General features: G+C 61.4%; 11 protein-coding genes and 2 riboswitches. Of the genes, 4 read left to right on the top strand and 7 right to left on the bottom strand.

The window, feature by feature from the left end; genetic code table 11:
- Positions 1–118 precede the first annotated feature (118 nt).
- The 5 genes from ACOZK9_RS23235 to ACOZK9_RS23215 form a co-directional block, all read right to left on the bottom strand.
- Positions 119–772 (bottom strand): vWA domain-containing protein, encoded by a 654-nt coding sequence (locus ACOZK9_RS23235; RefSeq protein WP_318284168.1) that lies wholly within the window; start codon positions 770–772, stop codon positions 119–121.
- Positions 773–774: 2 nt separating this feature from the next.
- A complete protein-coding gene (locus ACOZK9_RS23230) occupies positions 775–1,773 on the bottom strand; it encodes a magnesium chelatase ATPase subunit I (RefSeq protein WP_058411663.1) in 999 nt (332 codons plus the stop codon).
- 99 nt (positions 1,774–1,872) lie between these two features.
- Entirely contained in the window at positions 1,873–5,631 is a 3,759-nt protein-coding gene (cobN, locus tag ACOZK9_RS23225) for a cobaltochelatase subunit CobN (protein WP_421556643.1), read from the bottom strand.
- A 3-nt stretch (positions 5,632–5,634) separates the two neighbouring features.
- Entirely contained in the window at positions 5,635–6,702 is a 1,068-nt protein-coding gene (cobW, locus tag ACOZK9_RS23220) for a cobalamin biosynthesis protein CobW (protein WP_421556642.1), read from the bottom strand.
- A gap of 93 nt (positions 6,703–6,795) precedes the next feature.
- A riboswitch (cobalamin riboswitch) is annotated at positions 6,796–6,995 on the bottom strand.
- 135 nt (positions 6,996–7,130) lie between these two features.
- Positions 7,131–8,594: a M10 family metallopeptidase C-terminal domain-containing protein gene (locus tag ACOZK9_RS23215; RefSeq protein ID WP_421556641.1), complete on the bottom strand. Its 1,464-nt coding sequence runs from the start codon at positions 8,592–8,594 to the stop codon at positions 7,131–7,133.
- Between the two features lie 225 nt (positions 8,595–8,819).
- Positions 8,820–9,037, top strand: a riboswitch (cobalamin riboswitch).
- A 97-nt stretch (positions 9,038–9,134) separates the two neighbouring features.
- On the opposite strand from ACOZK9_RS23215, the gene ACOZK9_RS23210 reads away from it, so the two are divergent.
- The 4 genes from ACOZK9_RS23210 (at position 9,135) to cobM (ending at position 11,246) form a co-directional block, all read left to right on the top strand.
- Positions 9,135–9,323 carry a CbtB domain-containing protein gene (locus ACOZK9_RS23210; RefSeq protein ID WP_058411667.1) on the top strand — a complete coding sequence of 63 codons (189 nt, stop codon included), beginning with the start codon at positions 9,135–9,137 and terminating at the stop codon, positions 9,321–9,323.
- An 11-nt stretch (positions 9,324–9,334) separates the two neighbouring features.
- A complete protein-coding gene (locus ACOZK9_RS23205) occupies positions 9,335–10,039 on the top strand; it encodes a CbtA family protein (protein ID WP_421556640.1) in 705 nt (234 codons plus the stop codon).
- A complete protein-coding gene (locus tag ACOZK9_RS23200; protein ID WP_421556639.1) occupies positions 10,036–10,428 on the top strand; it encodes a cobalamin biosynthesis protein in 393 nt (130 codons plus the stop codon). Before ACOZK9_RS23205 ends, ACOZK9_RS23200 begins: the two co-directional genes overlap by 4 nt.
- A gap of 71 nt (positions 10,429–10,499) precedes the next feature.
- Positions 10,500–11,246, top strand: a complete 747-nt coding sequence (cobM, locus tag ACOZK9_RS23195; RefSeq protein WP_058411670.1) for a precorrin-4 C(11)-methyltransferase — start codon at positions 10,500–10,502, stop codon at positions 11,244–11,246.
- A 135-nt stretch (positions 11,247–11,381) separates the two neighbouring features.
- On the opposite strand, the gene nfuA is transcribed toward cobM, so the two are convergent.
- Positions 11,382–11,966 carry a Fe-S biogenesis protein NfuA gene (gene nfuA, locus ACOZK9_RS23190; protein ID WP_017136914.1) on the bottom strand — a complete coding sequence of 195 codons (585 nt, stop codon included), beginning with the start codon at positions 11,964–11,966 and terminating at the stop codon, positions 11,382–11,384.
- A gap of 275 nt (positions 11,967–12,241) precedes the next feature.
- On the bottom strand, positions 12,242–14,548 hold the full coding sequence (locus tag ACOZK9_RS23185) for a fatty acid cis/trans isomerase (protein WP_122249982.1): 2,307 nt from the start codon (positions 14,546–14,548) through the stop codon (positions 12,242–12,244).
- Positions 14,549–14,568: the final 20 nt, after the last annotated feature.

The raw sequence follows: 14,568 nt of genomic DNA, 5'->3' as shown, positions 1-14,568 counted from the left end.
GAAAGCCTTGAGAGGCTTGCAGCGAACTTGGGAAACTAAGGCGTTTGGCCACTGGGGGGTGACATGGGAACTGGGGACAAGCGGGAATCTGGCAGGGGGAACTTTTACAACGTGCGCGCTAGAGGTTATCGATATGCCGGTAGTCGAGGTGCAGCGCGCGCGCCAGTTGTTCTGCGCGCCCCAGCGTGATCGGGCCACGCTCGATGTCGACCAATAAGCCCAGGCAATCAAGCACCGGCAAACCGGCGAGGGCTTTCAGCCGCCCATCGGTAATCACCAGCAAGCGCTGCTGTTCGGCAGGGTAACGCCGGCGCCGCGCCTGCAGCCAATGCGCGGCTTCGCACAGCGCCGCCAACAACGGCGTACCGCCGCCCGCGCCGAGTTGATCGAGCCAGCCGGCCAAGCTTTTCGCCGCTTTGAGGCCCTGCACTTGCCACGTGGGCGATTGCCCGCTGGCGGTCAACAACGCCATGCGCGCGCGTTGCCGGTAGGCGTCGTCAAACAGCTGGGCCAACAACCCTTTGGCATCGCTTAACGCGCGATGGCGCCGCGTGGACGCCGACGCGTCGACAATCACCAGCCATAATTCATCGGCCGAACGGCTGCGCAGGTGGTAGCGCAGATCTTCACGACTGTGCGGCCGGCCACCGAGCAAAGTGCCCGGCCAGTTGATCGAGCCTTGCCGGGCGCTGCGCGCCTTGCCGTGCCTGCCTTTATCGAGTCGGCCCGCCTTGGGCCGGGCATCCGCCCCCGCGTCAGGTCGAGGGCGAATGCCTAGGGCTTTTTTGGCCAGGCGGGCACTTCACGGCGCGCGCCGGTGGGCAACGCCGGTGCAGGCGTGTCGCCCCACTGGCCTTGGCCGGGTGAGGTGTCTGAGGGTTGCGGCGCCTGGCCCTGATGGGGTTGGCTGGCGGGTGGCGAGTGTGGCTGGCGGCGATGGCGCAAGGCAAATTCGGCCACGGCGTCAATGTCTTCTTCGGCGATCGCGCTAGCCCCGCGCCACGCCGCGTGCGCGCGTGCGCCGCGCAACCACACCAGGTCTGCGCGCAAGCCATCGACCCCAGCAGCGAAACAACGCTCAGTGATCTGCGCCAAGCTGTGGTCATCCAGGTCGATGCTGTCGAGCCGCGCCCGCGCTTGCGTGCAGCGCTCGCGCAACGCCGCTTGCTGCTCGGCCCATTGCGTGCAGAACGCAGCCGGGTCGCTGTCGAAATCCAGGCGACGACGGATGATTTGCCCGCGCTCGGCAGGCACGGTTTGCCCGCTCAGCGCCACGTTGAAACCGAAGCGGTCAAGCAGTTGCGGGCGCAACTCGCCCTCCTCCGGGTTCATGGTGCCGATCAGCACGAAACGTGCGGAATGGCGGTGGGAGATGCCGTCGCGCTCAATCAGGTTGGTGCCGCTGGCGGCCACGTCCAGCAGCAGGTCGACCAAGTGGTCGGCGAGCAAGTTGACTTCATCGACATACAGCACGCCGCCATCGGCCTTGGCCAGCACACCGGGGGAAAACTGCGCGCGGCCTTCGCCGAGCGCGGCGTCCAGGTCCAGCGTGCCGATCAGGCGCTCTTCGGTCGCGCCCAACGGCAAGGTCACGAACTGCCCGCTGGCTAACAGGTCCGCCAGGCCGCGTGCGAGTGTGGACTTGGCCATGCCGCGCGGGCCTTCGATCAATACGCCGCCGATTTTTGGGTCGATGGCGGTGAGGCACAGGGCCAGTTTAAGCGCATCGGCACCGACGACGGCGCAGAGCGGGAAATGCGGAATATCAGTCATGCGAGCCCTCGGTGAATATCATCGCGCAGCAGACGCTTACAGCTTGCAGCTTGCAGCTTGTAGCTTGCAGCTACCAACTATTAGCCTGTAACAAGCGCCTCATCCTTCTTCTATATCCAGCAACAGGTTTTCCAGCGCCTCGCGGTACGCCCCCGGTTCTTGCCACATGCCGCGCTGTTGGGCTTCGAGCATGCGTTCGGTCATGTCGCGCAAGGCGTCGGGGTTGTGCTGCTGCACAAAGGCGCGGGTGTCGGCGTCGAGCAAATAGGCGTCGGCGAGCAAGGCGTATTGGTGGTCGTCGATCAGCGCGGTGGTCGCGTCGAAGGCGAACAGGTTGTCCACAGTCGCGGCCATTTCAAACGCGCCTTTATAGCCATGGCGTTTTACGCCTTCGATCCACTTGGGGTTGGCGGCGCGGGAACGGATCACCCGGTTCAGCTCTTCCTTCAAGGTGCGAATCTTCGGCAGGTCCGGCTGGCTATGGTCGCCGTGATAACTGGCGGCCTTGTCACCGCTCAGGGTTTCCACGGCGGCGAGCATGCCGCCCTGGAACTGGTAATAATCGTTGGAGTCGAGCAGGTCGTGCTCGCGGTTATCCTGGTTCTGCACCACGGCCTGCACCTGGCTCAAGCGCTGGGCGAATTGTTCGCGGGCGGCGGTGCCTTCATCGGAGCCGCCATAGGCATAGCCGCCCCAGTTCAGGTAGACCTCGGCCAAGTCTTCGCGGCTCTGCCACAGGCGACCGTCAATCGCGCCCTGCACGCCCGCGCCATAGGCACCGGGCTTGGCGCCAAAAATGCGCCAGCCGGCCTGTTTGGCCGCAGCCTCTTCATCCAGGCCCGACAGGCGCAGCGCTTCGCGTTCGCTGCGCACTTTGGCGGCCAGCGGGTTCATCGCGTCCGGCTCATCCAGCGCCGCCACCGCTTGCACCGCCGCGTCGAACAGGCGGATCAGGTTGGCAAACGCATCCCGGAAGAACCCGGACACGCGCAGCGTCACATCAACGCGCGGGCGATCCAACAGGCTGATCGGCAAAATTTCAAAGTCATCCACGCGCTGGCTGCCGGTGGCCCACACCGGGCGCACGCCCATCAACGCCATGGCCTGAGCCATGTCATCGCCGCCGGTGCGCATGGTCGCGGTGCCCCACACCGACAGGCCGATCTGGCGCAAATGGTCGCCGTGGTCTTGCAAATGCCGCTCAAGAATCAGGTTGGCGGATTGAAAGCCGATACGCCACGCCGTGGTGGTGGGCAAATTGCGCACGTCCACGCTGAAGAAGTTGCGCCCGGTGGGCAGCACGTCGAGGCGCCCACGGCTGGGCGCACCGCTGGGGCCTGCCGGCACGAAGCGCCCACTCAAGGCGTCGAGTAAACCGCGCATTTCCGCTGTCCCGCACGCGTCCAGGCGCGGCGCAACGACAATGCGCAGGTTCTCGATGACGGCCTTCACAGCCTCCCAACCCGGCTGTTCAAGCGGCTCGACCGGGCCTTCAAGGGCTTGCTCGATCAACCGCGCGGCGTACAACTCCAACCGCTCGCGGGTGTCACCGGCGGTGCGCCAAAGCTGTTGATCGATTTGCTGCAGCACCTGCGGGCGGCGCCCGGTCCAGGGCTCGGCGAGCGCGCAATCGAGCGGGTCAAAGCCCAGTTCGAAGGCCTTGGCCAATACGCGCAGCAAGCTCGATTGCGCGCCACGCCCATCGCCCCGCGGGATGCGCAGCAAGGCCAGCAGGGTGTCGATGCGCAAGCGGCCTTGCGGCGACTCGCCAAAAATATGCAGGCCGTCGCGAATCTGCGATTCCTTCAAGTCGCACAGGTAGGTGTCGAGGCGCGGCAACCAGACTGCCGCATCAACCTCACTGCCCATCTGCAGCTCTTGATCAATCCGGGTTTCGCGCACCAGCTTGAGAATGTCTTTTTGCAGTTCCAGCGCGCGGCGCGGGTCGAGCAATTGCGCTTCGTAGTATTCGTCCGCCAACAGCTCAAGGTCGCGCAACGGCCCGTAGGTTTCGGCACGGGTCAGCGGCGGCATCAAGTGGTCGATGATCACCGCCTGAGTGCGGCGCTTGGCTTGGGCGCCTTCACCTGGGTCGTTGACGATAAACGGGTAGATATTCGGCAGCGGCCCCAGCAGCGCGTCGGGCCAGCAGTGTTGCGACAGGCCCACACCTTTACCCGGCAACCATTCGAGGTTGCCGTGCTTGCCGACGTGAATCACGCCGTGAGCGCCGTAGGTGTGGCGCAACCAGAAGTAGAAGGCTAAATAGCCGTGCGGCGGTACCAGGTCCGGGTCGTGGTAGACCGCGCTGTGGTCCACCTGATAACCGCGCGCCGGCTGGATGCCGACAAAGGTCAGGCCCAGCCGCAGGCCGGCGATCATCAGGCGGCCGTCACGAAACATCGGGTCGTTGTGCGGCGTGCCCCAGCGCGCCAGCACGGCTTGGCGATTGGCCTCTGGCAAGCGGCTGAACATCGCCTCGTAGTCATCCAGGCTGAGGCTTTGGTGGCACGGGCGCAGGTCGAGGCTGTCGAGGTCGTTGGTGACGCCGCCGAGCAACTCATGAATCAACGCCGTGCCGCTGTCGGGCAGCGCGTCCGGCAGCGGATAGCCTTCGGCTTGCAACGCGCGCAGGATATTCAACGCCGCCGCCGGGGTATCCAGGCCCACGCCGTTACCGATGCGGCCGTCGCGGGTCGGGTAGTTGGCGAGGATCAGCGCGATGCGCTTGTGCGCATTCGGCACCCGCGCCAACTCGACCCAGCGGCGCGCCAGCTCGGCCACAAAATCCATGCGCTCGGGCGCTGCGCGGTAGCACACCACGTCCGACTGGCTGCGCTCACTGCGCCAGGCCAAATCCTTGAAGCTGATGGGCCGGCTGATGATGCGCCCATCCAGCTCCGGCAAGGCGATGTGCATCGCCAAATCACGCGGGCCAAGGCCTTGTGCGCTGGCCTCCCAGCCGGGCTGATTGTCTTGCGCGCAAATCGCCTGGATCACCGGAATATTACGCCGAAACGGGCGCAGATCCGGCGCTTCAGGGCTGGACTGGGCAAAGCCGGTGGTGTTCAGAATCACCGCCGCGTGCACCTCATCCAGCAAGTCCTCGACCACCGCTAGGCAACCGGGTTCTTTCAAACTGGCCACCGCGATGGGCAACGGGTTAAGGCCCGCCGCTTGCAAGCGCTGGCAGAACACGTCGATAAAACCGGTATTCGCCGCCTGCAAATGCGAGCGGTAGAACAGTACCGCAGCCACCGGAAACTCGGCGTGCCAATCCGCCTGCCAGTCATTCAGCCGCGCGTTGGTTTTATGCGGGTGATAAATCGCCGTGCGCGGCAGTGTTTGCGGCTCGGCCCACGCGTAGTCGCGGCCAAAGTGAGTGCTGGCCAGGCAGCGATAAAAATCCAGCGCGTTGCCCAAGCCGCCCTGGCGCAAAAAATGCCAGAGGCGCTCACGCGCTTCGACGCTGACGGTACTCAGGCCACTCAACTCCGGGTCGGGGCGATCACACCCCGGCACCAGGATCAACTGCACGCCACGCTCGGCCAATGCCACCAGACGCTCGACGCCATAACGCCAATAACCGATGCCGCCGTGCAGCGAGATCAGGATGACTTTGGCGTGCTGTAGCACCTCGTCGACGTACAGGTCGACCGACGCATGGTTTTGCACCTGCATGGGGTTAGCCAGGCGAAAGCTCGGGTAATCGTCGGGCAGTTGCCGGGCCGCTTCGGCGAGCAGCGCCAAGCTGGAATCGCCGCTGCACAGGATAACCAGCTCGGCAGGGGTTTGGCCCAAGTCGGCAATATTATCGTCCGAGACGAAACCGCCCGGCTGAGTCCTGAGCAGGTGCATGGCTTAAACGCTGAGCGCGGTGCGCAGTTGCGCTTCAAGGCCGGCCGCGTCGAGGTCTTGGCCGATCAACACCAACCGCGTGATGCGCGCTTCATCGGCGCCCCAGGCACGGTCGAAATGTTTGTCGAAACGCGTACCCACACCCTGAATCAGCAGGCGCATCGGCTTGTTCGGGATCGCCGCAAAGCCTTTGACGCGCAAAATACCGTGCTGCACAACCAACTGCGCCAGCGCGTCTAGCAGCAAAGCTTCGTCGGCTTGCGGCAGGTCGATGGAGATCGAGTCGAAGGCGTCATGATCGTGGTCATGCTCATCGCCGCCGTCGTGGTGGCTTTCATGGTGGCTATGGCGGCCGTCGATATGTTCTTCGGCGCCGGCGCCCAGGCCGATCAGCACGTCCAACGGCACGCGACCGCTGCTGGCTTCGATGATTTTAACGGCAGGCGGCAACTCCTCGGCGACTTCCAGGCGCACGCGGGCCAGGTCTTCGGGGCTGATCAGGTCGGATTTATTCAAAATCACCAGGTCGGCGCTGGCCAGTTGGTCGGCGAACAGCTCGTGCAGTGGCGATTCGTGGTCAAGGTTCGGGTCGAGCTTGCGCTGCGCATCGACCTGGTCCGGGAATGCGGCAAAGGTGCCGGCGGCCACGGCCGGGCTGTCGACCACGGTGATCACCGCGTCAACCGTGCAGGCACTGCGAATTTCCGGCCACTGGAAGGCTTGCACCAAGGGTTTTGGCAGGGCCAGGCCCGAGGTTTCGATCAGGATGTGGTCAAGGTCACCGCGACGCGCGACCAATTCGCGCATCACCGGGAAGAATTCTTCCTGAACGGTGCAGCACAGGCAGCCGTTGGCCAGCTCATAGACACGGCCGTTGGCTTCTTCTTCGGTACACCCGATGGAGCACTGCTTGAGGATTTCACCGTCGATGCCCAACTCACCGAACTCATTGACGATCACCGCGATACGACGGCCCTGGGCGTTGTCGAGCATGTGACGCAACAAGGTGGTTTTGCCCGAGCCGAGGAAGCCGGTAACGATGGTGACGGGGAGTTTAGCCAGTGTTTTCATCGGATGCCCTTTGGGGCGGGCATACGGGACGATAAGCCCTGCGGCGGCGCGCAGTAGCGGGTTTCGTCACCGGATCACCCCGCCCGGTTGAAGTAGAAAATCGGTCACGAGGCAGGTCTCCTGGCTTGGGGCGTGCGGGTCTTGCGACCGGCGCCGGCTGCGCCTTCCCGCCGGCATGGCAGTGGCGTGGCAGCAAGCTAAACCCTTCACAGTTGCGGGGGCAGCCGCGGCTTGAACCGCGTTCCCTTCTTAGCTTCGGCCTGGGCCGAAGAACCTCGAACGGCCAAGGCTACGCAGTGCATGGCGAGCGGTCAATGTCCGGCGCCGGAGATTCGTCCGGCGGCTGCACAATCGCAACGCGTGGCACGTCAAACACAGAGGAATGTCAGGGTATGCCGGTGTCGTTCCAAGTGTTCAGGACGAGTCACTTATACGTATCGGTGCTTGAAAGGCACATGCCCGATAATATCGGAAGCCCTGATCCGACCCTGGCTCTCAAGGTAAAAGTCAATCTGGCGGTCCCCGTTCAAATCAATCACAAGCCAAGACTCGTTCTTTTGGGGATCGTAGCCGACTCCCGCCTCCCCCGGCGTGCCAGAAAAGCGGTTAACAAAAGTCAGGGTGTTGATGTGATGTTTGCTCAGCAATTGGGAAATATCGATTTTGTCTTGACCACTGACAAAGTCCGTCAACTGATCGGGGGCATATAACGTTGAATCGCTGGCGTTGGCATATACAAATGTGTCGCTGCCTGCGCCACCGGTCATTTGATCAGGGCCAGCTCCACCTGTGAGAAGGTTGTCGGCATGGTTACCGATCAATACATCACTGCCTGAACCGCCGATCGCGTTTTCCAGGGTGACGCCCTTGGCGATAGAGACATTGCCCTTCATTCCACCCACATCGGAGAACGATTCAGCGCGCAGGTTGATTACCTGGTTCTGGTGATAAAGGGAGAAGTCCAACGTATCGTTGCCGCCGCCATCCCAGACACTGAACACGGCGTCGTCACGAGATGAATTCAAAGAAAGGTCGTCTCGGCCAGTAGTGGAGTTAAATCCGTAGACGGTGTCTGTATTGCGCGTCGTATGGTTGGCTCCGTAGACTTTCTGAGCCCAGGCAATATCGGCCATGAGGGGTGACGACGCATAATGTTCTTTAAAGTCATGATGAGTATTGCTCGGATCGAAATAACTCATTACAGAGTAGGCCTGACTGTCTTGAAGGTAGGTCGCATGGTCCTTATAGTTCAACGGCTCGCTTTCAGCGTCGTAGTTATAGTCGCCCGGATGCGCAGCCCCCAATGCATGCCCTATTTCGTGAGTGAGTGTGTGGCGCCCATAATTATTAACTGAAGGTGTACGATTATCAGCGTACTCGGGATTCACGCGCACCCGCCCCCATAATGTTGAAAATCGGGAATCAGCCACTGCTGGCACCTGACTATTAACCAGGCTGAGCCGGCCATCGGCTCGCGGGGCATCCTCTTCAAACGTAATATTTGCAACATCAGCCCACGATTGCATCGAACGCCTGGCTTGCTCTTTTTGCGCCGTACTAAAACCTCTTTCTCCCGCTGCAACATTACGAAAAGTATAGGCGACCTGCAGCACGTTATCGCCATTGGTATCGTTGAATTTACGGCCCTTTCGATCTATTTGGCCAGCGACGTCGCTAATTGACAGTGACGGTTTGCCGGAGCCTGCCCGATAATACGGATCGTCGGCGCGCTGGGCGGCCTGCGAAAGATTAGGCGCGTTGGCGTTGGAATGGCATTGCTGGCTAGAGCATTGCGACGATGCATGAGAATGAGCGTCGAGAGGGGGTTGAGCCGGCTCATTACTGTCAACAAAAACAGGCGAGCTAAAAGCGTTTCTAGATATAGACGACACCCATTGACCCCCATTAAAAATTTAATAACACATACACATTCAAGGCGCTCACCTTCCAATACTCGACGATAAAAATAAAGAACTTTCACGCCTTATGATTAGCTGAAAGTGTTACTCGCTAGTTCCAGCAAAACAACATAACAACCTATTTCAAATACAAACCAATCCAACCGTCACCTGTAGCGTTGCCCCTTCCAATTGACGCCCAGCGCTTGCCCGTGTTCTCCTATACGCCTTGTTTCGGGTGCCCTGCAGAGGGTGAAACGGGAAACCGGTGAGTCGCCTTCTTTATACTCAAAGGCATGGCAAGTCCGGTGCTGCCCCCGCAACGGTAAGCGAGTGAAGCGTCAGATCCACTGTGCCTGTACGGCATGGGAAGGCGATGCTTTCCAGACCCAGCGTCCCTCGCAAGCCCGGAGACCGGCCCGAAAAATTTCAGATAACAAACCCGCGGTGGGCGGGCGCTGTTTAAAATTCTGCGAGCCCGGCTCGCGGGGTTTTCATGCGCTCGTGTCACCCTGAAACCTGAAGGGACGCGCCATGTCGATCATCAGCAGCACCTCGCCCACCGCCAGCAACACCGCCACCCTGAGCCAACGCCTGAGCGCCGCCATCGGCGCCTCGATCCTTGGCGCGTGCCTGGTGTATTTCGCCGGTTTCTCGCATATCGAGGCGGTGCACAACGCCGCGCACGATACCCGCCACAGCGCCGCGTTCCCGTGCCACTGAGGCCTGCCGAGATGATCAAGCGTATTGCCCAAACCGCAGGTTTCACCGGTTTGCTTGCCGCCCTGCTGCTGACCCTGCTGCAAAGCTTTTGGGTGGCCCCGCTGATTTTGCAGGCGGAAACCTTCGAGCACGCCCCGGCTGCCAGCGAAGCGGCGCACGTACATGCCGAGGGCGCCGCCGCCCACACTCACGACGCACAGGCCTGGGAACCGGAAGACGGCTGGCAGCGCGTGCTGTCGACCACCGGCGGTAACCTGGTGGTTGCGGTGGGGTTTGCGCTGATGCTCGCCGGCCTTTATACGTTGCGCGCGCCGACGCGTACCGCACAAGGCTTGCTGTGGGGCCTGGCCGGTTACGCGACGTTTGTGCTGGCGCCCACGCTGGGCCTGCCGCCTGAGTTGCCGGGCACCGCCGCCGCCGACTTGGCGCTGCGTCAGATTTGGTGGATCGGCACTGCCGCGTCCACCGCTGCCGGTATCGCGCTGCTGGTGTTTGGTCGCAACTGGCTGCTGAAAGTGTTGGGCGTGGCGATTCTTGCGGTGCCGCATCTGGTCGGCGCGCCGCAACCCGAGGTGCACGCGATGCTGGCGCCAGAAGCCCTGGAAGCGCAGTTCAAGATCGCCTCGCAGTTGACCAACGTGGCATTTTGGCTGGCGCTGGGCCTGATCAGCGCCTGGCTGTTCCGCCGCAACCGCGACGCGCACTACGCGGCATGAGCTTGATCGTTGGCCTGGGCTGCCAGCGCGGCTGTGATGTTCAGAGCCTGCTGGCGCTGTTCGACAGCGCGCTCGCCGAGGCCAGCATCGAGCGCCAGCGCGTCAGTGCACTGGCGAGTATCGAGCACAAACAGAATGAACCGGGGCTTCTCGCGCTGGCGCAGTGGCTGAACCTGCCGTTGCAGTGTTTCAGCACCGCGCAACTGGCCGCGTATGAACAGCGCCTGAGCCACAGGTCTGAGGTCGCCTTTGCACATACCGGCTGTTATGGCGTCGCCGAAAGTTCCGCGCTGGCACTGGCCGAGCAGCTCTATCACGCGCCTGCGCGCTTGCTGATCACCCGCCAAAAAACCGCCCATGCCACCTTTGCATTAGCCTGCGCCGGTTAAAAACACGATAATCGCCCGCCTCGATCATGAGCAACCTTCATGCTCAGCGGCTTTTTCAACAGGAATTTCGCATGACCGTCTACTTTATCGGCGCAGGCCCCGGCGATCCGGAATTGATCACCGTCAAAGGCCAACGGCTGATCCGCAGTTGCCCGGTGATCATCTATGCCGGTTCGCTGGTGCCCGCTGCGGTATTGGAAGGCCATCATGCGGAACAGGTGGTCAACAGCGCCGAATTACACCTGGAACAGATCATCGACTTGATTCAGGCCGCGCATGCCAAGGGCCAGGATGTAGCCCGCGTGCACTCGGGCGACCCGAGCCTGTATGGGGCGATTGGCGAACAAATCCGTCATTTGCGTGAGCTGGGCATAGCGTTTCAGATTATTCCCGGCGTGACCGCCGTGGCCGCCTGCGCAGCGTTGCTGGAGACCGAACTGACCCTGCCGGACATCGCGCAAAGCGTGATTTTGACCCGCTATGCGGATAAAACCAGCATGCCGGCCGGTGAGGCTTTCGACAGTTTGGCGCGCCACGGCACGACCATGGCGATTCACTTGGGGGTTAACCATCTACACAAGATTGTTGCCGAGCTGCTGCCGCACTATGGCGCGGATTGCCCGATTGCCGTGGTGCACCGCGCGACCTGGCCGGATCAGGACTGGGCGCTGGGTACGCTGGCGGACATCACCGAGAAGGTCGCCGCCAAAGGCTTTCGGCGTACGGCGTTGATTGTGGTCGGTCGGGTACTGACGAATGACAGTTTCAGCGAATCGTCGCTGTACCGCGCAGGGCATGCGCACCTTTATCGACCGTGACGGTTGGCATTAACAAAACCACCTCATCCGACTCTAATCCTGTTTGTTAGATAGATGGCGCAGGCCATTGAATTTAAAGCATAAAAAAACGGCGCTCACGGGCGCCGTTTTTTATCCTCGCAGTGAACACCTTACTCAGTAGTAGGCGTTTTCTTTCTGCGTATGGTCAGTCACGTCACGTACACCCTTGAGCTCGGGGATGCGCTCGAGCAAGGTGCGCTCGATGCCTTCGCGCAAGGTAACGTCGGCCTGGCCGCAGCCTTGGCAGCCGCCGCCAAACTTGAGCACGGCGATGCCGTCTTCAACCACGTCAATCAAGCTGACCTGACCGCCGTGGCTCGCGAGCCCCGGGTTGATCTCGGTTTGCAGGTAGTAGTTGATGCGCTCGTTGACCGGGCTGTCGGCGTTGACGTTGGGCACCTTGGCGTTGGGCGCCTTGATGGTCAACTGGCCGCCCATGCGATCGGTGGCGTAGTCGACCACGGCGTCGTCGAGGAAGGCTTCGCTGAAGTTGTCGATGTACGCGGTGAAGCTTTTCAGCCCCAGCGCGGTGTCTTCAGGCTTTTCTTCACCGGGCTTGCAATAGGCGATGCAAGTCTCGGCATATTGGGTGCCGGGTTGGGTGATAAAGACGCGGATACCGATGCCTGGGGTGTTCTGCTTGGACAGCAGATCAGCCAGGTAATCGTGGGCGGCGTCGGTAATGGTTATGGCAGTCATGGAAACTCCTCACAGGCTTGACGGGAGTTTACGCCAAATTATTACGCAGGTACAAAGTCCTAGTGTTTTTGTCGGGATAGGGTTTGGCGGAGCGCTTGCAAGATCAAGATCACACCGATCAAAAGCGGATTTTGCAGACACAACAGATATGCTCTTTGTGGGAGCGGGCTTGCTCGCGATGGCGGTGTATCAGTTGAAAAATACTTAGCTGACACACCGTAATCGCGAGCAAGCCCGCTCCCGCAGTTGACCGAGTTCGGCTTGAGGGGGTGACCTCACAAATTCTCGTACCGGTTCATGTCCAACACGCCCTCTTCCACTGGCGTGGTTTCCCGGATGTACGCCGACAAGTCATGAAAATATTGCCAAAACAACGGATGACTACGGCGAATCCCCCAACGATCGACGATTTTTTCGAACCGATTGGCATCCTTGGCATTCTCCATCGCATCCACAAACGCGGGCACTTCGGCTGCCGGAATATTGAACATGAAGTTCGGGTAACTACTCAGCACGCCGGGATAGATGGTCAACGTATCCAGCCCCGGCTGATAGCGATAAGCCTCACCCAACAGGAACGCCACATTACTGTGCGCCCGGTTGCGCAACAGGCTGTAGACCACGCGTTTACCGCTGGGCGTTTCGACGCGCAGCATTGTCGCTTCGGGCAATTGATCAATCACCTTGAGCCCCGCCGCCGGGCGCGAGGTCAGTCGGCTCAGCGCCTGCTCGGCATCGCGCAATGCTGGCTCAACCCCCGCGCGCGAGCAATACGCGCCGGTGCAGCGGTTGATCGGGTCCGGGCTGGCGTTCAAATAGCCATAACGCGCCAATAACTGGTTGGCAAAATCGCCTTTCGGGTGTTTTTCATCGAGATGCAAACCGGTCGGCGTGTCGTCATCGATCGCTTCATAGTCCAGCCACAGCTTGAGTTTGCCGCTGTTCTGGTACCAATCATCGATAAAGGCATCGCGCGTGTCGGCGGGCATCAGGCGCAGGAAGTTCTGCTCGGCGCCATTGCGGATCAGGTCGAAATACAGCCGCGTCTGGGCCTGGTGCGACACGTTGCCGAACACATCAAAGTTCACCGCCAGTTGGTAATAGGTGCGCTCCAGCAGCGGGTAGTCGAACAGCCACATCGTTTGCGGCACTTCGCCGATCAGCCCCTTGTTGACCGAGGCGCTGTCGAAGTGGCGAAAAATGCTCAGCAAGGCGTTGTCATTGCCCGCCCACAGCGTCGACCAGCTTGGCGGCGGCAGGTCTGCGTAGCTGTCACGGCGCAGCGCTTCGTATTGGTTGCGCTTGTCGCGATAGGCCAGCCACAGGCTGAGCACGCTGCCCACGTCATCATTTTGCCCCGGCATCGCCAGCAAGGGCGTGGCCTGGCCACGGTAACGCGCATCGGTGATGTACAGGTCGTGGTCCGGGTCCTGGAACAGGGTCCAGAAGTTGTCGCGGATCACGTCCGTGGCGATCTGCCCACGGCATACCGGGCCGCGAATAAAGGTGCGCACGAAGTATTCGGCGTTATCGAGCATGAACTGGTAGCGCGCCTTGGCCGGGATCGCTTCGAAGGTCTCGAACGGGTTGGCCCGGCGCCCCGGCCCGTAACCTGGCAAGGCGCTGACCTGCCAGTCGCCGGCGTAGAACAGTTGCTTGATGCGCGCCATTTTCTCGGCACTGAACGGATACGTGATGTGGGTTTTATGCACAATCACGCCCTGCACCGGCCACAGGCGGTAATACACTTGGGTGCCCGGGTCATCGTTGGGGCGACGCGTGGCGATCAGGTCAATCGGCTGCCCACTCGGCGTACGCGAGCGCACCCACTGGAAGAAATGCCCCGGCTCGCCGTTTTCGAAGTAGATGTGCGCCAAGTACAGATGTTCGTACAACCAGCGCGCCACCAGACTTTCACGGGCGCCTGGCTGGTTGAGCAGGTTTTCCCATTGCTGCACCTGCAAGGCTTCCTTGGCGCTTGGCGCGAGGCTTTGCGCGTCAATCGGCGCACCCGAGGCGAGCCAGCGTTGCAGGGTCTGGTATTGCTGGTCGGTGAGGCCGGTCACCGCCAGCGGCATGCCTTCCTTGGGGTGGGCGCCGGCGTAGGCGTTGAACTCAGCGGGCATCGCGCACATGTTTTCGCGGTTGAGGCCCAACGCGATGTCAGCGGGCAACTTGGCATTCGGTTGCAGCGCGGCGTTATGGCCCAGCTCCACCATGCGCGCCATCAGCGCCGCCTGGCTGCCTTGGGCGTCGAGTACGGAATAGAAGCCCTTGCGCTGCCAGGCTTGCTTGCCGAACGCGTCATAGAACAATCGGGTGGTGGGCGCAGCCTCGCTGCGTTCACCGTCGTACACCGGGGTTTTGCTCGCGCCACGCGCCGCGCCTTCGGCACTGCCGAGGTTGAGTTGGCAGGCGGAGTCGTAACAGGCATGGCAGGCCACGCACTTTTCGGTGAAAATCGGTTGGATGTCACGGGTATAGGAAATCGCCGGAGCGGAGGGATTGGCCGGTAACGTGCCTGCCTGAGCAGTACTGGCGATCAAGGCCAGGACGGCGCTGACGATAAGACGAAATGACATGTACCCGGTCCCGATTCAAT

It is taken from the genome of Pseudomonas kitaguniensis (assembly GCF_049199985.1).
GTDB classification, from domain to species: Bacteria; Pseudomonadota; Gammaproteobacteria; order Pseudomonadales; family Pseudomonadaceae; genus Aquipseudomonas; species Aquipseudomonas kitaguniensis.
Note: the sequence above shows the minus strand (reverse complement) of the source record. Positions and strands in the feature narration are given on the sequence as shown.

Bases quoted from the DNA above. Each gene is read 5' to 3' on its own strand.
- ACOZK9_RS23205 (WP_421556640.1), top strand. From the start codon at position 9,335: ATGATCAAGCGTATTGCCCAAACCGCAGGTTTCACCGGTTTGCTTGCC.
- cobM (WP_058411670.1), top strand. From the start codon at position 10,500: ATGACCGTCTACTTTATCGGCGCAGGCCCCGGCGATCCGGAATTGATC.
- ACOZK9_RS23185 (WP_122249982.1), bottom strand. From the start codon at position 14,548: ATGTCATTTCGTCTTATCGTCAGCGCCGTCCTGGCCTTGATCGCCAGT.
- ACOZK9_RS23200 (WP_421556639.1), top strand. From the start codon at position 10,036: ATGAGCTTGATCGTTGGCCTGGGCTGCCAGCGCGGCTGTGATGTTCAG.
- ACOZK9_RS23230 (WP_058411663.1), bottom strand. From the start codon at position 1,773: ATGACTGATATTCCGCATTTCCCGCTCTGCGCCGTCGTCGGTGCCGAT.
- ACOZK9_RS23210 (WP_058411667.1), top strand. From the start codon at position 9,135: ATGTCGATCATCAGCAGCACCTCGCCCACCGCCAGCAACACCGCCACC.
- nfuA (WP_017136914.1), bottom strand. From the start codon at position 11,966: ATGACTGCCATAACCATTACCGACGCCGCCCACGATTACCTGGCTGAT.
- cobN (WP_421556643.1), bottom strand. From the start codon at position 5,631: ATGCACCTGCTCAGGACTCAGCCGGGCGGTTTCGTCTCGGACGATAAT.
- cobW (WP_421556642.1), bottom strand. From the start codon at position 6,702: ATGAAAACACTGGCTAAACTCCCCGTCACCATCGTTACCGGCTTCCTC.